This is a genomic window from Oceanobacillus sojae (assembly GCF_900162665.1).
GTDB lineage: Bacteria > Bacillota > Bacilli > Bacillales > Amphibacillaceae > Oceanobacillus > Oceanobacillus sojae_A.
In genome coordinates, this window is record NZ_LT727810.1 from 759,584 (window position 1) to 782,644 (window position 23,061).

Below are 23,061 nucleotides of genomic sequence, written 5' to 3' on the forward strand. Positions count from 1 at the left end.
AAATTAATCAATTATTTACTTTTTTAAAAGGTTTTATTTATAAAATAAAATAGGAGGTTACCTGATGGAGAAAGGAATTTTTTCTAAAGTATTTGTTAAATACCCTTTAGAAGAAGCTTTTATAAAGATTCGTGAATTTGGTTTTAGTACAGTACAATTTAATTTTGCTAATGTTGGGCTGCCCAGCCTGCCTTCAAAAGTAAGTAATGAAATTCTTGAGCAGATACAGAAGGCTTGTGAAAAGACAGGGATTTCAATTTCTGTCATCTCAGGGACATTTAACACACTAGAATTAAATAACGAGACACGGAAAAAAAATATAGAAGGATTTAAAAACGTAGTGGAGGCGGCCAAAAACCTAAATGTGCCATATGTTTCTATTTCAACAGGCAGTTTTAATCAAGAAGATTTTTGGAGCCCGCACCCTGATAACCATACCAAAAAAGCCTGGAATTACTTGTTCAAATCATTGGATGAAATGCTGGATATTGCTTCACGTAATGAAGTGACTATTGTAATTGAACCGGAACAGGCGAATGTTATTAGTACGGTAGAGGATACCAAGCGGTTGATGAATCATTATCGTAGTCCCTATTTAAAAGTATTGTTTGATGCTGCCAATATTGTAACTGTTGATGATATTGGCCAATTGGAAAATAAAATTAACAGCTCTTTGAAGGAACTGAGTAAGTATATTGCAGTGGCCCATTGCAAGGACTGCCTCGTTTCCAAGGAAAAAGTTACATTTGCACCTATTGGCAAAGGCAGTCTTCCATTAAATCAATATTTAAAGGAATTAAAAAAATATTATGATGGTCCGGTGATTATGCATGGATTAGATGAAGAAGATATTGCCTTTGCATTAAAAAGTGCTCAATTTTAAGTTGATATAAATAAATGAGGAGAATGTTATATGACGGATATAAAAAAAGAAGATAAGTTAGTAAAAATTGGTGTATTGGGAGCGGGACAAATTTCACAAGCAGCGCATTTTGATTCCATTAGAAGATCAAGTAATGCAGAGCTTTACGCGATTTGTGATCTGGATGAATTTCTTTTAAATGAAATGGATGCTATCTATCATCCTGCTAAACTTTATCGTGATTATGATGAAATGCTGGCTGATCCGGCAATTGATGCGATTGTAATAGGAATTGCAGATAATTTTCATGTTCCAATGACTATGAAAGCAGTTCGAGCAGGTAAGCCGGTTTTAGTAGAAAAACCTTTAGGTATGTCCATTGAAGAAGTTGAAGAATTAGGAGAGCATGTTAAGAATTCCAATCTGCATGTTCAAGTTGGAAACATGAAACGCTTTGATCCGGGAATTGAAGCAGCTAAGGATTTTATTGATCAGGAAATGGGTGAGATGCTGGCTTTAAAAGCTTGGTATTGTGATAACACGTATCGTTATACAACAACAGATAATGTGCAGCCGATTATTTTAGAAGGACCTAATGCGAAAAAGCCTGCCGGAAATCCGAAAGCGGACAAGCGCCGTTATTATATGCGCGGTCATGGAAGTCATTTATTTGATACTGCACGCTATTTAGGTGGAAATATTATTGCAGTTACTGCCTGGTTAACTGAAAAATATGGTTCTTATTCATGGCTTGTAACAGCGGAATATGAAAATGGGTTTGTTGGGCAGTTAGATTTAACTTTACAAGTTCGAATGGATTGGCATGAAGGTTTTGAAGTTTATGGTGAGCATGGATCAATTCTTGCAAAAACATATAATCCGTGGTTCTTTAAAGGAAGCGATGTGGAAATATTTAAATCCTCAGACGACAGTTATCATCGTCCGATTGCTGCGGATGGCCATTTCTATCGTCGTCAAATTGAAGATTTTGCACGTACCGTATTGACCGGTGAAAAAGGAAGGGGTGCAACTGTTTTTGATGGTATTGAAACAATGAAAATTATGCAGGCAGTTCAAAAATCGGTTAAAACTGGTCAAAAGGTTCGGGTGGACTCTGTTTCTGGGGAACTATAGGGAGGAGATAAAGAATGCCTATATTTAATTTTGATGAGATCCATTTTTATTATCAGGATGATTGCAACGAGGGAGTACCTTTTATATTTCTTCATGGACTTGGCGGAGATGTAAATCAAACACAGGACATTTTGAATGAAATTCCACACATCAGACGTATCACAATTGATTTTCGGGGACATGGAAAAACAATCCATTTCGGTGAAACTAGTAAGCTGAGTTTCCATCAATTTGCAGATGATGTGAAAGCTCTAATCGATTTCTTGGAAATTGACCGGTTTATCATTGGTGGAATCTCTACTGGTGCTGGGGTGGCCTTGAATTTTGCCTTGCGCTATCCAAAAGGAATTCAAAAATTAGTTTTTTCTCGTCCAGCTTGGGAAGATCAGCCTCAGCCAGAGATAATAAAGGAAGCTTTTCGAACAATTTATCAGATATTGAATGATGATGCTGTCTCGGATAATAAAGGAACATTTAAGCAAACAGTGATTTATCAAAAAATGAACGGAATTTCCAGTTACGCCGGAAAAACATTATTAGGACAATTTGATTACCCTTTTGCTAAAGAAACTTCACCAAAATTAATCTGTATTCCATCAGATTGTCCGAATAGCAGCAAAAACGTTTGGAAGTCTATATCAGTTCCAACTTTGATTTTAGCATCTGAGAAAGACCCATTGCATCCGCTTGAGTTTGCGGAAACACTCCATGCTGGTATCCCGGATTCAATTTTTAAAGAAATAACATCGAAAACGATTTCCGGGAGCAGGCATAAGACGGATACTGTAACAGAAATTCGTAAATTTATCACAGACTAGCTGTTTAGTAGATGAGAACGTAAATAACATTGTTTAATTAGATTAAGGGCTCAAACGTGGCAGTACAAACAAATGCTGTTATTGAAATGGTATAGCATATTTAAAGTAGAGAAAATCGTTATTGTAGTGTATGCAGGGGAAAGGGTTGTAAAAGTATTTATTTCTAATTGTGGAAGAGAATATGAATTGATTAGAACATAGAATCTTAGTAGTGAGAATAAAAGCTGAATTAAGCCGGGGGATGTAAGACACCATATCGTCTGTTTTCATTTGCATTAACTGAATTAATTATGATAAAAATAGTTAGAGAGAGGTTAACCTCTCTCTAACTATTTTTTATATTGTTAATCATTGGTTGGAGCTTCTTCAACAAGAATTCTCGCTGTAGGCATTACTTCCAGCCTTTCTTTCGGGATAGGCTTGCCGGATTGTTCACTGATTCCAAAAGTGCCGTCTTCTATTTTTTGTAAGGTATCTTCAATATCCTTCAGCTCTTCTCTTCGCATCTGGTCTAAGCCGGCATCCCGCTGCTGTTCAAACTGTTCTGTTCCTAAATCTGCCGGGTGATTATTGACAGAGGCCAACTCATCCTCTTGTTTATTTTCCTGTGCAGTATATCCTTCCGCTTCTTCTTTCATTTCTAAAAGCTTTTTCTTAAATAGAGCTATATCTTCTTTGGTTAAATGTTCTGTTTGCATGATTTTGTGTCATCCTTTCTGGATCAGAATGCACGCATGCTTTACAATAATCCGGAAATCAATAAAGAGAGACCTAAAAGCATACCATATATCGTATTGGTTTTCGCTGTTTTTGCCATAGCCGGCATCATCTCTATCGCTTTTGTTTTTCCTTGAAATCCTTTTATCACCCCGATTGCCGGCAGGGCGCTTAATAGCGTCAGAAAGGACCAAGCCGGAAGAATGCCGGTGAGAATAAGAATAATTGTTATAGAGAAAGCAACAATAAATAAAATCCCAAGCAGCTTAACGGAATTTGGTCTGCCAATAAGCACAGCGATGGTTTTTCTACCTCCTGTTTCATCTCCATCGCGATCCCGGATATTATTTGCAAAGTTAATGCACCCGATAAAAATTGTAATTGGGATGGAAATCCAAATCATTTCCACTGTAATAGTAGAGGTTTGAATATAATAAGTAATCCCTATAATAACTGATCCCATCAGTACACCGGAGAATAATTCTCCAAAAGGCGTATAGGAAATGGGAATAGGGCCTCCAGTATATAAATAACCGATTGCCATACAAAATAAACCAATAATTGCAATCCACCAGCTGGAAGCTATACATATGTAAATACCGATTCCAACGGATATAGCATAAAAAATAAAGGCAATATTACGGATTCGTTTCGGATGCATCCCATCGCGGACAATAGACCCGCTGATTCCTACAGATTGATCGTTATCTAAACCGCGTACAAAATCGTAGTACTCATTAAACATATTGGTTGCTGCCTGAATAAGTATAGAAGCAATCATCATTGCAAAAAATAGCAGCCAGTTGATTGTCCCTTCATTAAGAGCAATCATTGTCCCGACAAAAACAGGGACGAAGGATGCTGTAAGTGTATGGGGCCGGATTAAACGCCACCATTTGTGAAATCCTTCCCGTTCATTTAACAATTCTTTTATATTAGCTGAATCATTTGTTGTCATTACCTGCTTCCTCCTAAAAAACCATATCGTATTTATTTTAGATAAGTGGTATGGGCGTGTCAAACCTATTTTATAATAACAACAGAATTAAAGAAGGAAAGTAATTCTTTTTTATTATTTTAAATACCTATTTTCTTTTCTATAATGTTTTCTTTATTCATCTTCGGAAAGGTCGTATTCATCGACAGAAAATTGGAAAAGAATAACGGATTTGAATGAATTAGAAGGCTTTTCTTGAGAAAGTAGAGAAAAGGGCATAAAATAGTAAAGGATAATTAAATACCTGTCCAACTATTATGGAGGTTTATCGTCATGATTGAAGTAAAAGAAAAACAGTTTACAGCTGAATTGGAGGCTGCCATACAGTCAGTTCAAACAGATCAAAAAAATAAACTGTTTAGTTATACAGAAAAAATAAATCAAGTCAACTTATATAGATTTTTAGAAAAAGCCGGGATATTGGAGCTCCCACGGACATTTTGGTCCAGCGCGACGGAAGCTTTTCAGCTGGCGGGAGCAGGGCATGCTTTTGAATTATCTGCGGAGGCTTCCAGATACCGCTATGATCAGGTAGAGCAAGAATGGAACGCTTTATTAGATGATGCTGTTATCTATAATCCTTACCATACATCGGGAACCGGAGTTGTCGCACTGGGAGGATTTTCTTTTGATCCGTTGAAGCCTCAGACAAAGCTGTGGAAAAATTTTCCTGAAAGTCATTTTTCCGTTCCGAGTTATATTTTAACGCACGAAGATGGAAATTATTACCTTACTATAAACCGTCTCATCCGTGCCGGGGAAACTTATTCAACTGTATTAGAGGAATTACAAAATAACCGTCAAGCGTTGATAGATAATACAGATCTCCCACATAATGCATCAGTATTACGTGTTCAAAGCAAACAGGAGATTGCACCGGAACTGTGGAAAGAAACGATTAAAAAAGCTACGGATGTTATGAAAAAAACGGCAGTTGATAAAATTGTTCTTGCGAGAGAAGTGCGGTTACATTTCAATCAGTCAGTAAACATTCCAGACATTCTTCAGCGGCTTGTAAGTACACAGCCCAATTCATATGTGTTTGGCTATGAGATGGGGGAGGATTGTTTTCTTGGAGCAACACCTGAGCGTCTTGTGAAGGTAAAGGATGATGAGGTGTTATCGACCTGTTTGGCAGGAACGGCACCAAGAGGAAAGACAGTAGAAGAAGATGAGCAAATAGCAAATAATCTTTTTCAAGATCCGAAAAACCGTGAAGAGCATGATTATGTTGTGCAAATGATTCGCAGTACGATGGAAGCATATTGTACGGATATAGTGGTTCCTGATGAGCCTGTGGTTCATCAGTACAAAACTTTGCAGCATTTATATACGCCTGTGCGGGCAAAGTTAAAAGAGAATCATCGTATTTTTTCCATTATAAGCGGATTGCATCCAACTCCGGCACTTGGGGGAACACCGAGACGGGATGCTTTAGCATTTATCCGTGATAATGAATTATTGGACCGGGGCTGGTATGGTGCGCCTATTGGCTGGATGGACAGTAATAATCATGGGGAATTTGCTGTGGCTTTACGTTCCGCCCTTATTCAAAAGGATGAAGCCTCCCTGTTTGCAGGGTGTGGAATTGTAGAAGACTCTGTTCCCGAGAGTGAATATGAAGAAACTAAGATTAAATTAATGCCGATGTTATCTGTTTTAGGAGTGGATTAGAGAAATGAATTATACGGAAAGTTTAACACGTTATACTGCAAACTTTGTTGATGAGCTGGTGAATAATGGAATGACAGATGTCATTATTTCTCCCGGTTCCAGGTCTACTCCTTTAGCACTTACTTTTTCTGAACATCCATCTATTAAAGAATGGATTGTAATTGATGAACGGTCAGCTGCCTTTTTTGCATTAGGTTTAGCAAAAAAAACGAATCGGCCAGTAGCACTGGTATGTACATCCGGAACAGCTGCCGCCAATTATTATCCCGCTATTGTAGAGGCTTTTTACAGCAGAGTGCCATTGCTTGTTTTGACAGCTGACCGCCCGCATGAATTACGTCAGGTAGGTGCTCCGCAGGCGATTGAGCAAATTAAAATGTATGGGGACTATGTGAAATGGTTTCATGAAATGGCAACCCCGGAAGGGTCACTGCAAATGCTCAGGTACTCCCGTCAAAAAGCAGCACAGGCCTTTGCTTATACAGAGCAGGGGAATAAGGGGCCGGTGCAGGTGAATTTTCCATTCCGGGAACCACTTACACCTGACTTTTCGCTTCCTGATATTTGGGGGATGAAAAGGAATGAAAATACTTCCGGCATAAGCAGAATGGAAGGCGTGAAGTATTTAGCTGCTGAAAATGTAAGGGCACTTACAGACCTTATTGGCTCTTCTCAAAAGGGTCTCCTTGTGTGCGGTCCACAGCAGGATACAGATTTTGCAGAAAGTGTGTGTCAGTTAGCACATCATTGGAATATTCCTCTCCTGGCTGATCCGTTATCACAAGTACGGACAGGCGCACATGATAAAACCCAAGTGATAGAAGGGTATGATGCTTTCTTACGTGATCCAGATATTCGTGAGCGGCTGAAACCGGATTATATTATTCGCTTTGGCGCAATGCCCGTATCAAAAGCATATTTGTTCTTTATAAAAGAGAATAGTAGTATCCCACAATTTATTGTGGAAGAAAATGAAGGCTTCCGTGATCCATCCGGGAATGATACTGTTTATATTTATGCTGATCCAAAGCAGATGTGTAATCAGCTGATAGAAAAATCAGCAGATAGGCAGAATAATGAGGAATGGCTGATTGAGTGGATGAAATACAATCAAATTGCCAAACAGCATTTATTATCAGGCGAAGAGGCACAGGTTACAGAAGGAGAGGCAGTTCGGGGGATAGCAGAAGTTATTCCCGATAATACAGCACTGTATACAGGTAACAGCATGTCTATCCGTGATGTAGACAGCTTTTTTATGACAACCTCGAAAAATGTTTCGATTCTTTGCAACCGTGGTGCAAATGGTATTGATGGAGTAATTTCAAGTGCTGTTGGAGCAGCCGCCTCCGGAGAGCGGGTTACGCTGCTGATTGGCGATTTATCCTTTTTCCACGATATGAATGGGCTGCTGGCAGCGAAACAATACCAGCTGCCAATCACCATTGTGCTCGTGAATAATAATGGCGGCGGAATATTTTCTTTCCTTCCGCAAGCAAATGATAAGAAACATTTTGAAGCGCTTTTTGGCACGCCGGTTGATTTACCTTTTGAAAAAGCAGGAGAATTATATGGAGCCGATTATTCAGTTGCTTCCACAGAGAGCGCGTTAAAAACACAGCTGGAGCGCAGTTATGAGAATAAGGGTTTATCTATCATTGAAGTGCAAACAAACCGTGCTGAAAATGCTGCCTGGCATCGAGATAAATGGGCCCGGATTATGAAAGAAATAAAAGAGGGATGGCAATGAGTGCAGACGGCTTACAATATGAAATCATTGGTAAGGGTGAGCCGGTATTATTATTACACGGGTTCACAGGAACAAAGGATACGTGGAGAGAGACGTGTTCTTATTTAACAAGCTATCAATGTATTTTAGTTGATTTGCCTGGTCATGGGAAAACAAATAGTAAAATTTCTTCTATGGAAGATTGCTGTTCCTTACTAGTGGATCTGTTAGATAAATTAGGGATAAATAAAACACATGTCATTGGCTATTCTATGGGGGGGAGAACAGCGTTAAGCTTTGCGCTGTATTATCCGGATTATGTTTCATCCCTTATTTTAGAGAGCTCCTCTCCAGGGTTAAAGGAAGAGGCAGCTCGTTTTGCCCGGAGAGAAAAGGATGAAAAGCTTGCGCAGCGTATTTTAGATTATGGAGTAGAGAATTTTGTGAATATGTGGCAGGGGCTTCCTCTGTTCGCAACGCAAAAACAGCTGCCGGATGCTGTGCAAAAACAAATCAGAGACGAACGTCTTTCTCAAGCTGAAGCAGGTTTAGCAATGTCCCTTCATGCTATGGGAACAGGAGCTCAGCCCTCATGGTGGAGGGAGTTGCCAAAGCTTTCGAAACCAACTTTATTAATTGCCGGTGAAGCGGATGAAAAGTTTGTTGAGATAAATAAAATGATGCAAAAGGAGATTTCACAGGCAGAATTTATTATTTGTCCAAAAGCAGGGCATGCTGTTCATGTGGAAAAATCGCGAAACTTTGGTAAAATGGTAAATGTGTTCTTAGGTGAAAATTAAATTACTACATAAGCCTTGAGCTTGAAAGGAGTCATTAACATGTCAGTTGAATGGCAAAAAGTAAAGAACTATGAAGAAATTATTTATGAAAAATATAACGGGATTGCAAAAGTAACCATCAATCGTCCTGAAAAACGCAATGCATTTACTCCAAATACCGTAAAAGAAATGATTGATGCTTTTACGGAAGCAAGAGATGATTCTTCTATCGGTGTGATTGTTTTAGCCGGAGAAGGGGATAAAGCATTCTGTTCCGGTGGAGACCAGTCAGTGCGCGGTCACGGCGGCTATGTTGGCGGCGATGAAGTTCCACGTTTGAATGTACTTGACCTGCAGCGTTTAATCCGTACGATACCAAAGCCGGTTATTGCTATGGTATCGGGTTATGCAATTGGCGGCGGTCATGTGCTTCATGTTGTCTGTGATTTAACTATTGCGGCTGACAATGCCATCTTCGGCCAAACCGGACCAAAAGTGGGCAGCTTCGATGCTGGTTATGGTGCAGGCTACTTAGCTCGATTAGTCGGTCATAAGCGAGCACGTGAAATTTGGTACCTATGCCGTCAATATAATGCAGAAGAAGCCTATGAGATGGGCTTAGTAAATACCGTTGTACCTTTAGAAAAACTGGAAGAAGAAACATTACAGTGGTGTGAGGAAATCTTAGAAAAATCTCCGATGGCATTACGCTTCTTAAAAGCATCCTTCAATGCAGATACAGATGGCCTGGCAGGTCTTCAACAGCTTGGTGGAGATGCAACGCTTCTTTACTACACTACCGATGAAGCGAAAGAAGGAAGAGATGCTTTTAAAGAAAAAAGAAAGCCGGACTTCAAGCAGTTCCCTAGATTCCCTTAAGCTTGTATTTAAGAAACCTTTGCAGATAACGCAAAGGTTTCTTTTCGCAAAAAGAAGGAATAAACAGACGACAATAATAATGATGGAGGAAGAAAAATGAGTACAGTTATTCCCCATTGGCTTGATAAACAAGCCGATTTATCCCCGAATGAAGTAGCGGTAGAACTAAAGGATGGAACAACAGTTACTTTTAGCCAGCTGGCTGAAAATAGCAGAATAAAGGCAAGAAAGCTTGCAGCTGCTAATATCAAAAAAGGAGATCACGTTGCTATTCTTTCAGGAAATAGTGTTGAAATGATGGAAATGATCCACGCATGCAGCTATTTAGGTGCAGTTGTGGTGCTATTAAATAAACGATTAACAGCTTATGAGCGAAAACAGCAGCTGCTGGATGCAGAGGCTACTATTCTGATTAGAGAAGCTGAGGAAACTGATTTAACGGAAATAAAGCAGCTGACTTTTGAAGAACTGGATCAGATCGACGCTTCCCAGGAAGTGCTGTTGTTAGAGGAAATAGAGCTGTCCAATGTATTTACAATGATGTATACATCAGGTACATCCGGGTTTCCAAAGGCTGTCCAGCATACATATGAAAATCATTGGTGGAGTGCAACCAGCTCAGGTCTTAATTTTGGAATACACAAAGATGATAAATGGCTGATTCCCCTGCCTCTTTTTCATGTGAGTGGTTTGTCAACAATGCTAAAAGGAATTATTTATGGCATGCCAATTTATCTGCTTGAAAAATTCGATATCAAAGATGTGCACGATGCCATTATGAATAAGCAGGTGACAATGGCATCAGTTGTAACAGTGATGCTTCAGCATCTTTTGAAATATCTTGGAGATGCCAGCTATCCGGAATCCTTCCGCTGTATGCTGCTCGGCGGTGGTCCAGCTCCTGAATCTTTACTTTTGCAGACGAAAGAAAAACAGATTCCCGTATTTCAATCCTATGGGATGACGGAAACGGCTTCGCAAATTGTAACATTAAGTCCTGGAGAGGCATTGCGTAAAATTGGTTCTGCTGGTAAGCCATTATTTCCGGCGCAATTAAAAATCCGGGGGCAGGGTCCGAATGAGGTTGGAGAAATTCTGGTGAAGGGCCCGATGGTAACGCCGGGTTATTACCATCGGGAAGAAGCAAATAAAAAATCTTTTGATAATGGCTGGTTGGCAACAGGAGATGTGGGCTGCCTTGATGAGGAAGGTTTTTTATATGTCATAGACCGACGCAGTGATTTGATTATTTCTGGTGGTGAAAATATTTACCCTTCAGAAATTGAAAATGTATTGCTGCAGATAGACGGGATTCGTGAAGCAGGAGTAACTGGAAGAGAAGATAAGGAGTGGGGAGAAGTTCCAATCGCTTTTGTTGTCACTGACAGAGAAATCGAAAATAGAGATATAAACTTATTTTTAAGAAATAAATTAGCACGTTATAAGCAGCCCAAAGAGGTCTATTTTGTTGACCAGCTGCCGAGAAATGCAGCAAATAAACTGGTTCGACAGGCATTAAAGAAGTATCTTTAAATACATGACAGTTTGGAGCATGTTCTTTGCTGTTTTGTTACAATTCCATAACATAGGTTTTGTCCTTTTTGCTGGAGGGTAGCGCTAAATATACTGTTTAGAAGGGAGCATAAATCTATGGAAAACTTTATGAATGATTATTTTACAGCAAATTTTTGGACGGGGCTCCAAAATGTAGTTATAGCGCTTATTGTCTTTCTTATTGTATGGTTAATCGCTAAACTGGTTAGCAATACGGTAGAAAAAGCGTTAAAGAAAACGAACTGGGATGACAAATTATTTAACCGTTTCCGGTTAAAAGGAGAACCGGTGAAGTCGGAAAAGATTATTGCGAAAGTAGTTTATTACATACTGCTGGTTGTTGCTTTAATCTTGTTCTTAAATATCCTTAATCTGTCGATGATTGCCAATCCATTATCGGATTTAATTTCAACATTCTTAAACTTTATCCCGGCAGTGATTAAGGCAGCCTTAATATTAATGCTGGCTTGGGTAATTGCAACAATTGTACAGTGGCTTATTGTACAGGGAAGCAGGAAATTACGTATTCAGCGTTTGTTTACAAAATTAGGAATTGCAGATAATGAAGAAGGAATCCAAAAAACGACGGAAACAGTCGGTAAGTTTGCATTCTATCTGATTTTACTTTTATTTATTCCTGGAATATTGCAGGCATTAAATATTCAGGGAGTAGCTGAACCTTTCAGCGGTTTACTGGCTTCTGTTTTAAACTTTATCCCTAAACTGGCCGCAGCAGTACTTATTTTTGCAGTAGGCTGGTTTGTCGGAAAGATTGTCCGCAGTGTTGTGACGAATTTATTAGAAGCAGCAGGTACAGAAAAGTGGATTTATAAATTAAAGCTGTCCAATTTATTTGAAGGGACATCTTTTGCAAAATTTGTCGGAAACATTGTCTTCATCCTTATTTTGATTCCGATTACTATCTCTGCTTTAGAGCAATTAGAGCTGGCAGGGATTACGGAACCAGCAATTGGTATGCTGCACAGTGTCGTGCAAATGATTCCAAATATCTTAATTGCGATTGGTTTAATTTTGGTTGGAATCTGGTTAGGCAAGCTGATTGGAGAATTTGTAGGCGGATATCTGGCCCAATTAGGATTTAACCGTTTTGTTTCTGCTGTCAGTAATAATAAAGCAGTGAACCAGGCGAAATGGACACCATCTTATATTGCTGGATATGTTGTACAGATTTTAATTATTTTCTTCTTAACCGTACAGGCTCTGTATCTGATTCAGCTGGATTTCTTAGTCGGTATAGCAACAGCAATTACTGCTTATCTGCCAAATGTGTTAGCAGCAGTGCTTATTTTAGGTATTGCCCTGCTTCTTGCTTCATTGGTGCAGAAATTGTTGCTGCATCTGTTAAATGGACCGGCATCAGCTGCACTGGCAGGTTTTGCGAAGTATAGTATTTTAATTCTTGCAGCATTTATGGCGGTGTCGCAATTAGGTATTGCATCAACAATCGTTAACAGTGCGTTTATCTTATTACTTGCAGCATTGGCGCTGGCCTTTGGTCTTGCCTTTGGTTTGGGAGGAAAGGATTTTGCAGCAAAATATCTGCAGAAATTTGACCGGACGATTGGTAGTACTTCCATTAATCAGGAGCAGCAAAATCAAGATAATCCTGACAGTCAGGATTTTCAATAACAATAGATATGGAAAAAGCGTGTGTACCAAAATTGGTATACGCGTTTTTTCTTTAGAAGATTTATTGAAATGATTAATTTCAAATGATATATTTCGTTTATTTTTATTTTTTGAGGAGAATATAAGCGGGAGGTGATTAAAATGGATAAACAAAAATATTTTATCAGTATCGGACAGGGTGAGATTTCACGAATTCCATATCAAGGCAATGATGACTTTGTTATTTATGCAACTGCAGATGAGGTGTTAATGCTGCGCAGAAAATTTGAGGGAATGCATGAAGCAAGCTTCGATACTTATAAACGGTCCCATATACCCTTTGTTCCATATCATTTGGATACGGCTAATGATGTATATGATGAAACAATGTCAGATGTGTATCAGACGTTATATGATTTAGGGGATGAACAGACGAAGAACCATATCCGGACGATGGGGATATTAAATGAAAAATAAATAGCGTAAAAAACAGAAGTAATTATAAAAGTATAGGTAAATTAGTACTTTAGTATAGGAATGTTTAAATGATATAATAAAAAGGTACAGTATATTAGAGAATAATCAAAAAAATATAACTTTATCTGTCAGAAGGAACAAATAGTTTATTTGTATTCAAACATAGATAACGTGAGGGAGTGCTGCCAATGAGAAAGCTCGCTTTAATTCTTTGTTTTATCATGATGACAGCAATAGTATTCTCGGTGACTGTATCAGAAGAGGGTGTTGTACAAGGAGAGAACCAGACAAATATATCTGTAGCTGAAGCAGAGGAAACACAGCCTGATAAAGAAGAAGTTATGCGTATAATGAATGGAGTATTAGACACTCTGGTTCAGGAGGCTGATGATTCGTACAAGCTAAAAAACTATGCAACGGAACAAGAACTTACGGAAGCTTTTGAAGTATATTTAACACCAGAATTAGCTGCACAGTTTGTTGATTACTATTTCCGGACTGAAGCAGATGGTGTTTATGTGATTCCGACAGAAACAATGCCATGGTTTCAAGAAGAAAATGAATATGATATGATTAATACATCTAATCATTCCGTACAACTGGTACAGGAAAATGAAAATGACATGGTAGGAAGTTACACTCTTGTAGTGGAGATGACACTTCAAAACGGCTGGAAAATCCAAGATATAAGCTATAAGTGATGACACCACCGTGGGAAAGTAGTGGAAGAAGTGAACGTTTTTAAAGATTATTACAATAATACGGTACAATTATCTTTTTTAGATCATCCATTTTCAAAAAATCCAAAGCATGTATGGGTTATCTGCAGATATAAAGGTAAATGGCTGTTAACAGATCATAAGGAAAGAGGAATAGAGTTTCCCGGAGGAAAGGTAGAACCTGGAGAAACTGCCGGACAAGCAGCAGTGCGGGAAGTAATGGAGGAAACAGGAGCTACTGTAAAAAAGCTTCATTATATCGGCCAATATAAAGTGGACGGGCGTTATGAAACAGTAATTAAGAACGTTTATTTTGCAGAAATTGAAGAACTTGTTCCGCAGCCCACCTATTACGAAACAAATGGACCGGTATTATTGAAAGAAGTACCGGCGAATGTAAAAAGAAAATCAAATTACAGTTTTATTATGAAGGATGCAGTTTTAGAATCCTGTATGCTCCGGATTAAAAAAACGTATGTGTAAAGAACAGACAGCACGCAGCTGTCTGTTCTTTACTTAAGAAGACTATTTTCTTATTAGCAGCTGTTCAATTTTCTCTACGGTTTTGTACATAATTGCAGCGAGGATAGCGATAATGACCAGGCTGGACATAACAAGTGTAAAGTCAAATACCTGGAAGCCGTAAATAATTAAATATCCTAAACCTTGTTTGGAAACTAAATATTCTCCGACAATAACGCCTACCCAGGAGAGCCCGACATTTACCTTTAATGTGGAGATAATGGCAGGCAAGGAAGCGGGAAAGACAGCTTCTTTAAAGCATTGCCATTTTGTAGCATCAAAGCTCCTTAATACTTTTAGATAATTTTGATCGACTTCATTAAAGGCTGCAAATACGACCAGCGTGGTAACAATTACAGAAATAATAAATCCCATCGCAATAATTGATAAATACCCTGGGCCGAGAGCGACAATAAGTATTGGACCGAGAGCAACCTTTGGCATAGCGTTAAAGACTACCAGATAAGGATCCATGATTTTTGAAAAGCGGTGAAAACTCCAAAGCATGGAAGCTATGACGATTCCGGCAATCGTACCGATTAAAAAGCCAAGTATGGTTTCAAACAGCGTAATCTGAATGTGACCAAGTAAAGATCCTTGTATAAGTCTGCTCCATATAGAGCTGAATACACGGCTGGGAGAGCTGAATAAAAGCGGATCAATCCAATACAATCTGCTGGCTGCTTCCCAAAAGGCGAAAAAAAGAACCAGAATGGAGAGCTGCCAGGTCAGTACAATTTTTGCTTCTTTTTTTAACTTTTGCTGATAAGCTGCAAATAACTTAGGACCGTTCATAAGCATTCTCCTCCATAGGTTTTACAGTATGCTTCTGCTGGTCTAAGTCTGCCCAGATCTTGTCAAACAGCCGTCCATATTTAGGATGCTTCCTTGCAAGGAAAGGAGATTCATCTCTTAATTCAACAGGTACATCGTATATTTTAGCAATAGCACCAGGGTTCGAGGACATTAAAATAATCCGGTCGCTCATGGAAATTGCTTCTCCAATATCATGTGTTACCAGTATAGCCGTTTTTTGATAAGCTTTAAGTAAATCAGATACCAATACTTCCAGTTTTAATTTTGTCTGAAAATCAAGGGCAGAAAAAGGTTCATCCAGCAATAGAATTTCCGGCTCTGTGATAAGCGTTCTTATTAAAGCTGCCCTCTGCCGCATCCCTCCAGATAGTTCACTTGGATATTTATCAGCTACATTTTTGAGCCCGACTTCTTCCAAAAGAGCAATTGCTTTTTGTTTTAAATCACTAGTCTGTCTTTTTCTAATTTGAGGTCCAATGAGTACGTTATCAATAATAGTTTTCCAGGGAAATAAATAATCCTGCTGCAGCATATAGCCGATTTCTAACTCGCTTATCTCTATTTTTTCATTATTTATTAAAATCTCACCTTCAGCAGGCTGGAGCATTCCAGAAATCATTGAAAGCAATGTTGATTTCCCGCAGCCGCTTGGCCCGAGTAAAGCAACAAATTCATTCTTCTTAACAGAGAAAGAAATATTGTGCAATGATTCCGTGTATTGCTTTTTGGAGAAGTAATAATGAGATACTCCATCTAATGTTAGATAAGACATCTTTACCCTCCTTTATTCTTCAATAATTTGCTCGGCATAATCTGTGTTAACAAGATCTTCATATGGAGCATCTCCAGGGAGCTCGCCGGCCTCATCCATAATACCTTTCAGATTTTCCCAGGCGGCTTCTTCAAGCAGTGGAGATGTTGCATAAGAGCCTTGCTGTTTATAACGCTCGATTGCATTTGCGAGCATTTCTACATCTGTATCCTCAAAATAAGGCTCTACTACCTTGGCAATTTCTAATGAGTCTGTTTCCTGTACCCACTGTTGTGCCTTATAAATTGCCCTGGTGAATGCTTTCACAGTTTCCTCTTCTTCATCTAAGAAGCTTTCCTTTGCCATGAAGACCGTATATGGGACCTGACCGGATTCTTCACCGAAGGAAGCAATAATATGTCCTTGACCATTTGCTTCAAAAATACTTGCTGTAGGTTCAAATAACTGAACATATTCATAATCACCGCTGGCAAAAGCACCCGGGATATTAGCGAAGTCAATATTCTGAACTAAATCTAAGTCTTCATGGGGATCAATATCATGCTGCTTCAAAACATATTCTCCAACCATCTGCGGCATCCCGCCAACCCGCTGGCCAAGAAAATTGCTGTCCCGTAAATCCTCCCAATGAAAGTCTTCATCTGCTTCTTTGGCTACTAAAAATGTTCCGTCTGTTTGGGTTAACTGGGCAAAGTTGACAGCATAGTCTCTGGAATCCTGAGCATAGACATAGATAGATGTTTCAGAACCTACGAGAGCAATATCTGCACTATCAGACAGAAGCGCTGTCATTGTCGTATCTCCCCCCCAGGTTGTTTGTAAATCGACGTCCAGTCCCTCTTCCTCAAAAAAACCTTTTTCTAAAGCAACATATTGCGGTGCATAAAAAATAGAACGAGTTACTTCTGCAAGATCTATTTTAGTCATTTTATTTTGGCCGCAGGCGCTAATTAGAAGCAGAGAGCTTATTAATAAAATGAAACAGGAAAGTTTTCTCACCTTCATCTTCCTTTCTAAAAAAAACTGTTCTTGAACATCTTCTAAAAATATATGATTAGCGGGTTGATTGTGTGAATGCCTATAAATTAGGAGAAATAGGCTAAATAATTACAGAGGGGGAAAAAAGTAAAAAAAGGGTAAGCTCAGAAAATAATGAGCTTACCCTTTTTATAGAGCAGATAATTATACTAATTTATAAACTGGACCTGCTTGCCGAATGTCTTCACTCACTTCAGTGAATTTCTCAAAATTCATATGGAATTTGCCAGCCAGTTTTTTTGCTTCAGTTTCATAGCTTTCTTTATCATCCCAGGCATTTCTTGGAACAAGGACTTCATCTGGAACACCTGGAATTGATTTTGGAATAGCTAATCCAAAAATTTCATCTGTCGTTGTTTCAACGTCATTGAGCTCACCTATTAAAGCAGAGTGGACCATTGCCCGTGTATAGGACAGCTTCATTCTGTTTCCAACCCCATAAGCGCCGCCAGTCCAGCCTGTATTAATAAGAAATACATTTGTATTAAACTTATCAATTTTTTCTCCAAGCATTTCTGCATATACCGACGGATTTAATGGTAAAAATGGAGAGCCGAAGCATGCTGAAAATGTCGCGACAGGCTTTGTTACACCACGCTCTGTACCGGCCAGTTTACTCGTATATCCGCTTAAGAAATGATACATCGCCTGTTCTTTTGTCAGTTTACTGATTGGCGGTAAGGTTCCTGAAGCATCTGCTGTCAGGAAAATAATCGTATTTGGATGTCCTGCAACACTCGGCTCCAGGCTATTATCAATATTTTCTAATGGATATGCCGCACGTGTGTTTTCGGTTAAAGAAGTATCATCATAATCAGGAATGCGTGTATCTTCATCCAATACTACATTTTCCAGGACAGAGCCATAACGGATAGCATCAAAGATCTGAGGTTCTTTTTCTGCAGATAAATTGATGCATTTTGCATAGCAGCCGCCTTCAATATTGAATACACCATCGTCACTCCAGCCATGCTCGTCGTCACCGATTAATCGTCTGTCAACATCTGCTGAGAGTGTGGTTTTTCCAGTTCCGGATAATCCAAAAAATAAAGCTACATCGCCTTCTTTTCCTACATTGGAAGAGCAGTGCATGGACAGGACATCCTGCTCAGGAAGCAGGAAATTAGCTACAGAAAAGATTGATTTTTTTATCTCTCCTGCATATTCTGTTCCTCCAATAAGTACAATGCGCTGTTCAAAAGAAATTAAAACAAACGCTTCTGAATTTGTACCGTCTGCTTCAGGATCTGCTTTGAAACCGGGAGCAGAGATTACTGTAAAATCAGCTTCATGCAATTGTTCCATCTCTTTTTCAATAGGAATAAATAATTGTCTTGCAAATAAATTGTGCCAAGCATATTCATTAATAACTTGAATAGGAAGTTTATACTTTTCATCTGCACCGGCATAAGCCTGGAGATGAAAAATTTCCTCTTTATTGTCTAAATAAGCAATTACTTTGTCAAGCAGCTGATTGAAGACATCTTCTTCAATAGGCCGATTGACATTTCCCCAGTCTACCTTATTTGCTGATAAAGCATCTTTTACAATAAATTTATCTTCCGGAGAACGTCCCGTATATTTTCCAGTGGTAGCACGAACAGCACCGGTAGCTGTCAATTTTGCTTCATCGCGATTAATAATTTTCTCAATAAGCTGGCCTACAGAATAGTTGCTGTAAATATTTGTTGAAGTGAACTCCTCCAGAATACTTCTCCGTAATATTTTCATAAGACAATTATTCACTCCTTTTAATGGTATAGAATTCAATTTATCCTTAAAATATGTTTATTAGTATAACACATTAAATATAATAGTCCATACTACTTTATGAAAAAATATTTTTTATGCTACATAGGGCCAAAAGCGGAAAGCGCCTGTTTAAAAACGTAGTGATTGGAGCGGCTCAACTGAGATAAAGGAATCACGATGAGCTTTAGCGAATCGATGATGACTTATCATAGGTTGCGACGGGAAATCACCTAGTTTTTGGCGCTTGGAGCTGGACGAGGCTAATATTGAATAAGAATTCATTTATGAAAAAATATTTTTTATGCTACATAGGATAATTGGGTTGACAGGAGAGGCTTGTTTCGTTAATCTAATTATTGAACGGATACTCTTATTCAGAGATGGTGGAGGGACAGACCCGATGAAGCCCAGCAACCTCACAAAGTGTGAAAGGTGCTAACCTGATGCAAGGATCATTCCTTGAACAATAAGAGCGAAAGGCCAATATGTTTCCCTTTCCTCATGTATTTTGAAGGAGAGGTTTTTTTGTTTTTAGGAGACTTTTTAAATATCTTAAAAGTTTGCATAAAAAATGAAAGCCCATTGGGTGGAATGATAGATTTATATTGAAACAGAGTTCCGTAACATACAAGGAAAAGGGGAGTTAGCCTTATGGCTGCAAATCGTCGTTTATTTACTTCTGAGTCAGTTACTGAAGGGCATCCGGATAAGATGTCTGACCAAATTTCTGATGCTATTCTGGATGAAATTCTTTCGAAGGATCCGAATGCCAGAGTAGCGTGTGAAACAACTGTTACAACAGGAATTGTATTAGTTGCCGGAGAGATTTCTACAAGTACATATGTAGATATTCCTGCAATTGTACGTGAAACAGTGAAAAATATTGGATACACACGGGCAAAATTTGGTTTTGATTCTGAAACCTGTGCTGTGTTAACTGCTATTGATGAGCAATCTCCTGATATTGCCGGTGGCGTGGATGTAGCATTAGAAGCAAGGCAGGGACAGGAAAGTGAAGAGAAAATTGAAGCAATAGGAGCTGGAGACCAGGGCTTGATGTTTGGTTTTGCCTGCAATGAAACAGAAGAGCTTATGCCTCTGCCAATCTCTTTAGCACATCGTTTATCAAGAAGATTAGCGGATGTCCGTAAAGAGAAGATTGTGGATTACCTGCGTCCTGATGGAAAGACTCAGGTAACGGTTGAGTATGATGAAAATGATCAGCCGCTGCGTGTAGATACCATTGTTGTTTCTACACAGCATCATCCAGATATAACAAATGAACAAATTGAAGCGGATATTATCAAACATGTTGTAGAAGCTGTTGTGCCAGGTGAATTACTGGATGATAAAACAAAATACTTCATTAATCCGACTGGCCGTTTTGTATTAGGCGGACCACAAGGAGATGTTGGTCTGACAGGAAGAAAAATCATTGTTGACACATATGGAGGCTATGCAAGACATGGCGGTGGAGCCTTTAGCGGAAAAGACGCAACGAAAGTGGACCGTTCTGCTGCTTATGCTGCACGCTATGTTGCTAAAAATATCGTTGCTGCAGGTCTGGCTGATTCCTGTGAAGTTCAATTAGCTTATGCTATTGGTGTTGCTCAGCCGGTCTCAATTTCGATTAATACATTCGGTACAGGGCTGGTCAGTGAAGAAAAATTAGTGGAAGCAGTGCGCGAGCTATTTGATTTGCGTCCGGCAGGTATTATCCGCATGCTGGATTTAAGAAGACCAATCTTTAAAAATACCGCTGCTTATGGTCATTTTGGCCGCACAGATATCACATTTCCGTGGGAAAAAACAGATAAAGTGGAAGAATTAAAAGCTTTAACTGCTAAATAAAAAACGTCAGGTGTCCGAGGATACCTGACGTTTTTCTTACATACATTCAAGGGATGGTGATGTTATTTATCCATTCCCATTGATGTTTCTTTTAAATAGTATTGTCCTTTTTCCACATAGGATTTGCGGATACGTTCCATTTCCTTATAGTCCTTATCTGTTAATTCACGGACTACCTTAGCAGGCCTGCCCATTGCTAGTGTTCCAGGAGGTATTTTCTTTCCCGGAGGCACCAGGCTCCCGGCGCCGATAAACGCATGCTCTCCAATTTCTGCGTCGTCTAAAATAATAGAACCCATACCGATCAGTGCATGATGGCGTATAATCGCTGAATGCAAGGTCACCTGATGGCCGACGGTTACATCATGTTCAAGAATTAATGGCATGTCCGGACTTTGATGCAGCATGGAAAGGTCCTGTACATTTGTCCTTTTACCGATTTTTGTAGGGGCAACATCTCCCCGGATAACAGTATGAAACCAGATACTTGCTTCTTCTTCAATTGTCACATCACCATTAATCACAGCATTTTTTGCAATGAATGCTGCAGGATTAATAGAAGGGGAGATGCCTTTATAAGATTCAATCATCGTATTCCTCCAACTAAATACATAATGATTAAAGTATATCAGAGGAAATATTTTCTGAAAAGAAGTCTGGATAACTGTTGATTTTCAGCTGTTTATGAATTTTTCCCGCCGGCTCATTGGTTCCCCCAAATTATGATAGAAATAGTAATGCAGGATTCTAAAATAATTTTTAAGTTATGGGCATATATTCTAAATCACTTATTTCTTATGGATAATTAGTTTGAATGTATATTTATTTCTTTATATCCTCTACAGATGTGAATCTTTTTATGGTAGAATAAATAAGCTGGTTACATAATGATAGTGATAAATAAATAGATAAATGCTATCCTGATTTATTCCATCTGTAATCTTATAAATGGGAGAACTGGCAGTTGTTTCGGTTATTATCGGGACAAGTAATTGTATAAATCGGTCTAATCTATGAATGAGTAAAATATTATTCAACCAGATGAACTTTTACAGCAAAAGCATTTCTTTGAAAATGAACTTTTTGCCTGTCAGGAAGAAAACTGATTTATCGTTAAAAATGGGGTTGTACTTTCATGTTAATTCAAATTGTCATAGGAATTTTATTTTTTATTGGTGTTTATATACTGATTAGTGATGAACAGAAATGGCTGCGCGTGACGACGTACAGTTATATTATTCTGTTAACAATTATTTTTGCAATTGGATATATTAATGAGTTAAATAGTTTACAGAATACGGAAGTGTTCGATATTTCTGCTCTGCAGCAGTGGGTCTACGTATTCGGATACTTATATTCCGTTCCGCTGATGATTGTATCAGCTTATATTTGGATTCCTTATCCGAAAAAATATAAAACATTACGGAGCCGCGCTCTCATGATTGCACTTATTATATTTATTATCATGACAACCGGACATTTTTTAAATTTATTCTTCCGGTTATTATTTTTAGGAATTGCATAATCATCAAAAGAAACGCTCTGATTCAGGAGCGTTTCTTTTTTTCGATAGCGATTAAAAATGGAGCCTGATTTTGCTGATTGATAAATCTGTATTGAAGTACTTGATACTTTTTTTGATCTAATTGTGATGTGTAAGAAAGAACTGCTTCCTTTTCTTCCTTTCCGCCGGAGTGTCCGTAATATACAACCAGGATAATCAGACCATTTGTTTTTAGCCTTTCCAATATAGCTCCTATTGCTGCCAGGGTGGAATGAGGTTTTGTAATAATTAATTTATCACTTTTTGGTAAATAACCAAGGTTAAAAATAGCTCCCCCGAAAATATCTTCTTTAATATAGTCAGGAATCTTTTCATGGCTGTCTTGAATTAGAGATACATTTTGACAGTCGTTTTCCTGAAGTTTTTCTTTCGTTTTTTGAATAGCCTGCTTTTGAATATCGAATCCATAGACCTTGCCTGCAGATCCGACTGCCTGACTTAAAAACAACGTGTCGTGACCGTTTCCACAAGTGGCATCAATTGCTATATCTCCTTCTTTCAGGCTTTCCCTTAATAGAGTGTGTGCGTAGGTTAAAATATTTAATAGCATCTAAACTGTCTCCTTATATACTTTTCTGACTCAATTGTTCAAAACTTCATCATTTATCGCAGTATAACTGGATGAAAGACTCCCGTTTTGCAGTTTTCCTTTATTATAACAAAGGAAAGCAGGTTCTTGTTTATTAGTTGTAAAAGGAAAAATAAATAAGTTTATCCAAATTTCTTCAATATATTGTTTCCAAATGTATAAAATTGTGTATACTAAAGATAAGATAAA

Annotated in this window: 22 protein-coding genes and 1 riboswitch; of the genes, 14 read left to right on the plus strand and 8 right to left on the minus strand. The window is 38.5% G+C overall.

Annotated elements, in window-relative coordinates; translation table 11 throughout:
* The first annotated feature begins 64 nt into the window (after positions 1-64).
* From BN1068_RS07275 to BN1068_RS07285, 3 genes are read left to right on the plus strand one after another with little or no spacing between them, the layout of a single operon-like run.
* Positions 65-883 (plus strand): sugar phosphate isomerase/epimerase family protein, encoded by an 819-nt coding sequence (locus BN1068_RS07275; protein WP_077602153.1) that lies wholly within the window; start codon positions 65-67, stop codon positions 881-883.
* Between the two features lie 30 nt (positions 884-913).
* Positions 914-1,996: a Gfo/Idh/MocA family protein gene (locus BN1068_RS07280; RefSeq protein WP_077602154.1), complete on the plus strand. Its 1,083-nt coding sequence runs from the start codon at positions 914-916 to the stop codon at positions 1,994-1,996.
* Positions 1,997-2,010: 14 nt separating this feature from the next.
* Positions 2,011-2,814, plus strand: coding sequence for an alpha/beta fold hydrolase (locus tag BN1068_RS07285; RefSeq protein WP_077602155.1), 804 nt, complete (start codon positions 2,011-2,013; stop codon positions 2,812-2,814).
* Between the two features lie 344 nt (positions 2,815-3,158).
* Here the strand turns inward: BN1068_RS07285 and BN1068_RS07290 are convergent, their stop codons facing one another.
* On the minus strand, positions 3,159-3,512 hold the full coding sequence (locus tag BN1068_RS07290; protein WP_077602156.1) for a TraR/DksA C4-type zinc finger protein: 354 nt from the start codon (positions 3,510-3,512) through the stop codon (positions 3,159-3,161).
* Between the two features lie 41 nt (positions 3,513-3,553).
* Positions 3,554-4,489 (minus strand): 1,4-dihydroxy-2-naphthoate polyprenyltransferase, encoded by a 936-nt coding sequence (locus tag BN1068_RS07295; protein ID WP_077602157.1) that lies wholly within the window; start codon positions 4,487-4,489, stop codon positions 3,554-3,556.
* 312 nt (positions 4,490-4,801) lie between these two features.
* Between BN1068_RS07295 and BN1068_RS07300 the strand changes: the two genes are divergently transcribed.
* From BN1068_RS07300 to ytkD, 9 genes are all read left to right on the plus strand, one after another.
* Positions 4,802-6,202: an isochorismate synthase gene (locus tag BN1068_RS07300; RefSeq protein WP_077602158.1), complete on the plus strand. Its 1,401-nt coding sequence runs from the start codon at positions 4,802-4,804 to the stop codon at positions 6,200-6,202.
* Positions 6,203-6,206: 4 nt separating this feature from the next.
* Positions 6,207-7,952 carry a 2-succinyl-5-enolpyruvyl-6-hydroxy-3-cyclohexene-1-carboxylic-acid synthase gene (menD, locus tag BN1068_RS07305; protein WP_077602159.1) on the plus strand — a complete coding sequence of 582 codons (1,746 nt, stop codon included), beginning with the start codon at positions 6,207-6,209 and terminating at the stop codon, positions 7,950-7,952.
* Entirely contained in the window at positions 7,949-8,731 is a 783-nt protein-coding gene (gene menH, locus BN1068_RS07310; protein ID WP_077602160.1) for a 2-succinyl-6-hydroxy-2,4-cyclohexadiene-1-carboxylate synthase, read from the plus strand. The genes menD and menH overlap by 4 nt, the downstream gene beginning before the upstream one ends.
* Positions 8,732-8,770: 39 nt before the next feature.
* Entirely contained in the window at positions 8,771-9,589 is an 819-nt protein-coding gene (gene menB / locus BN1068_RS07315) for a 1,4-dihydroxy-2-naphthoyl-CoA synthase (RefSeq protein ID WP_077602161.1), read from the plus strand.
* Between the two features lie 96 nt (positions 9,590-9,685).
* Positions 9,686-11,122: an o-succinylbenzoate--CoA ligase gene (locus tag BN1068_RS07320; RefSeq protein ID WP_077602162.1), complete on the plus strand. Its 1,437-nt coding sequence runs from the start codon at positions 9,686-9,688 to the stop codon at positions 11,120-11,122.
* A gap of 117 nt (positions 11,123-11,239) precedes the next feature.
* Entirely contained in the window at positions 11,240-12,793 is a 1,554-nt protein-coding gene (locus BN1068_RS07325; RefSeq protein ID WP_077602163.1) for a mechanosensitive ion channel, read from the plus strand.
* A gap of 141 nt (positions 12,794-12,934) precedes the next feature.
* A complete protein-coding gene (locus tag BN1068_RS07330) occupies positions 12,935-13,249 on the plus strand; it encodes a hydrolase (RefSeq protein WP_077602164.1) in 315 nt (104 codons plus the stop codon).
* 188 nt (positions 13,250-13,437) lie between these two features.
* A complete protein-coding gene (locus BN1068_RS07335) occupies positions 13,438-13,950 on the plus strand; it encodes a hypothetical protein (protein WP_077602165.1) in 513 nt (170 codons plus the stop codon).
* Between the two features lie 30 nt (positions 13,951-13,980).
* Entirely contained in the window at positions 13,981-14,451 is a 471-nt protein-coding gene (ytkD, locus tag BN1068_RS07340; protein WP_077602218.1) for an RNA deprotection pyrophosphohydrolase, read from the plus strand.
* A gap of 42 nt (positions 14,452-14,493) precedes the next feature.
* Here ytkD and BN1068_RS07345 read toward each other — a convergent pair whose 3' ends face one another.
* The 4 genes from BN1068_RS07345 to pckA all read right to left on the minus strand — a co-directional run bounded on the left by BN1068_RS07345 (position 14,494) and on the right by pckA (position 18,847).
* Complete coding sequence (locus tag BN1068_RS07345) at positions 14,494-15,285, minus strand: ABC transporter permease (protein WP_077602166.1); 792 nt, start codon at positions 15,283-15,285, stop codon at positions 14,494-14,496.
* Positions 15,272-16,078: an ABC transporter ATP-binding protein gene (locus tag BN1068_RS07350; protein ID WP_077602167.1), complete on the minus strand. Its 807-nt coding sequence runs from the start codon at positions 16,076-16,078 to the stop codon at positions 15,272-15,274. The genes BN1068_RS07345 and BN1068_RS07350 overlap by 14 nt, the downstream gene beginning before the upstream one ends.
* Positions 16,079-16,090: 12 nt before the next feature.
* Entirely contained in the window at positions 16,091-17,005 is a 915-nt protein-coding gene (locus BN1068_RS07355) for an ABC transporter substrate-binding protein (RefSeq protein ID WP_439822972.1), read from the minus strand.
* A 255-nt stretch (positions 17,006-17,260) separates the two neighbouring features.
* Positions 17,261-18,847, minus strand: coding sequence for a phosphoenolpyruvate carboxykinase (ATP) (gene pckA / locus BN1068_RS07360; RefSeq protein WP_139344763.1), 1,587 nt, complete (start codon positions 18,845-18,847; stop codon positions 17,261-17,263).
* Between the two features lie 388 nt (positions 18,848-19,235).
* A riboswitch (SAM riboswitch) is annotated at positions 19,236-19,341 on the plus strand.
* Positions 19,342-19,519: 178 nt separating this feature from the next.
* Here pckA and metK point away from each other — a divergent pair.
* Entirely contained in the window at positions 19,520-20,719 is a 1,200-nt protein-coding gene (gene metK, locus BN1068_RS07365; protein WP_077602170.1) for a methionine adenosyltransferase, read from the plus strand.
* A gap of 62 nt (positions 20,720-20,781) precedes the next feature.
* Here metK and BN1068_RS07370 read toward each other — a convergent pair whose 3' ends face one another.
* Positions 20,782-21,309, minus strand: coding sequence for a gamma carbonic anhydrase (locus tag BN1068_RS07370; protein WP_077602171.1), 528 nt, complete (start codon positions 21,307-21,309; stop codon positions 20,782-20,784).
* A gap of 545 nt (positions 21,310-21,854) precedes the next feature.
* Here BN1068_RS07370 and BN1068_RS07375 point away from each other — a divergent pair.
* Positions 21,855-22,244, plus strand: a complete 390-nt coding sequence (locus BN1068_RS07375) for a hypothetical protein (protein WP_077602172.1) — start codon at positions 21,855-21,857, stop codon at positions 22,242-22,244.
* Positions 22,245-22,266: 22 nt separating this feature from the next.
* Here BN1068_RS07375 and BN1068_RS07380 read toward each other — a convergent pair whose 3' ends face one another.
* On the minus strand, positions 22,267-22,833 hold the full coding sequence (locus tag BN1068_RS07380) for a tRNA 5-(aminomethyl)-2-thiouridylate-methyltransferase MnmM (RefSeq protein ID WP_077602173.1): 567 nt from the start codon (positions 22,831-22,833) through the stop codon (positions 22,267-22,269).
* Between the last annotated feature and the right edge of the window lie 228 nt (positions 22,834-23,061).

Bases quoted from the DNA above. Each gene is read 5' to 3' on its own strand.
- BN1068_RS07280 (WP_077602154.1), top strand. From the start codon at position 914: ATGACGGATATAAAAAAAGAAGATAAGTTAGTAAAAATTGGTGTATTG.
- BN1068_RS07355 (WP_439822972.1), bottom strand. From the start codon at position 17,005: ATGACTAAAATAGATCTTGCAGAAGTAACTCGTTCTATTTTTTATGCA.
- metK (WP_077602170.1), top strand. From the start codon at position 19,520: ATGGCTGCAAATCGTCGTTTATTTACTTCTGAGTCAGTTACTGAAGGG.
- BN1068_RS07370 (WP_077602171.1), bottom strand. From the start codon at position 21,309: ATGATTGAATCTTATAAAGGCATCTCCCCTTCTATTAATCCTGCAGCA.
- BN1068_RS07285 (WP_077602155.1), top strand. From the start codon at position 2,011: ATGCCTATATTTAATTTTGATGAGATCCATTTTTATTATCAGGATGAT.
- menD (WP_077602159.1), top strand. From the start codon at position 6,207: ATGAATTATACGGAAAGTTTAACACGTTATACTGCAAACTTTGTTGAT.
- BN1068_RS07375 (WP_077602172.1), top strand. From the start codon at position 21,855: ATGTTAATTCAAATTGTCATAGGAATTTTATTTTTTATTGGTGTTTAT.
- BN1068_RS07380 (WP_077602173.1), bottom strand. From the start codon at position 22,833: ATGCTATTAAATATTTTAACCTACGCACACACTCTATTAAGGGAAAGC.
- BN1068_RS07325 (WP_077602163.1), top strand. From the start codon at position 11,240: ATGGAAAACTTTATGAATGATTATTTTACAGCAAATTTTTGGACGGGG.
- BN1068_RS07350 (WP_077602167.1), bottom strand. From the start codon at position 16,078: ATGTCTTATCTAACATTAGATGGAGTATCTCATTATTACTTCTCCAAA.
- BN1068_RS07345 (WP_077602166.1), bottom strand. From the start codon at position 15,285: ATGAACGGTCCTAAGTTATTTGCAGCTTATCAGCAAAAGTTAAAAAAA.
- BN1068_RS07330 (WP_077602164.1), top strand. From the start codon at position 12,935: ATGGATAAACAAAAATATTTTATCAGTATCGGACAGGGTGAGATTTCA.
- menH (WP_077602160.1), top strand. From the start codon at position 7,949: ATGAGTGCAGACGGCTTACAATATGAAATCATTGGTAAGGGTGAGCCG.
- BN1068_RS07300 (WP_077602158.1), top strand. From the start codon at position 4,802: ATGATTGAAGTAAAAGAAAAACAGTTTACAGCTGAATTGGAGGCTGCC.
- pckA (WP_139344763.1), bottom strand. From the start codon at position 18,847: ATGAAAATATTACGGAGAAGTATTCTGGAGGAGTTCACTTCAACAAAT.
- BN1068_RS07295 (WP_077602157.1), bottom strand. From the start codon at position 4,489: ATGACAACAAATGATTCAGCTAATATAAAAGAATTGTTAAATGAACGG.
- BN1068_RS07275 (WP_077602153.1), top strand. From the start codon at position 65: ATGGAGAAAGGAATTTTTTCTAAAGTATTTGTTAAATACCCTTTAGAA.
- BN1068_RS07290 (WP_077602156.1), bottom strand. From the start codon at position 3,512: ATGCAAACAGAACATTTAACCAAAGAAGATATAGCTCTATTTAAGAAA.
- BN1068_RS07320 (WP_077602162.1), top strand. From the start codon at position 9,686: ATGAGTACAGTTATTCCCCATTGGCTTGATAAACAAGCCGATTTATCC.
- BN1068_RS07335 (WP_077602165.1), top strand. From the start codon at position 13,438: ATGAGAAAGCTCGCTTTAATTCTTTGTTTTATCATGATGACAGCAATA.
- menB (WP_077602161.1), top strand. From the start codon at position 8,771: ATGTCAGTTGAATGGCAAAAAGTAAAGAACTATGAAGAAATTATTTAT.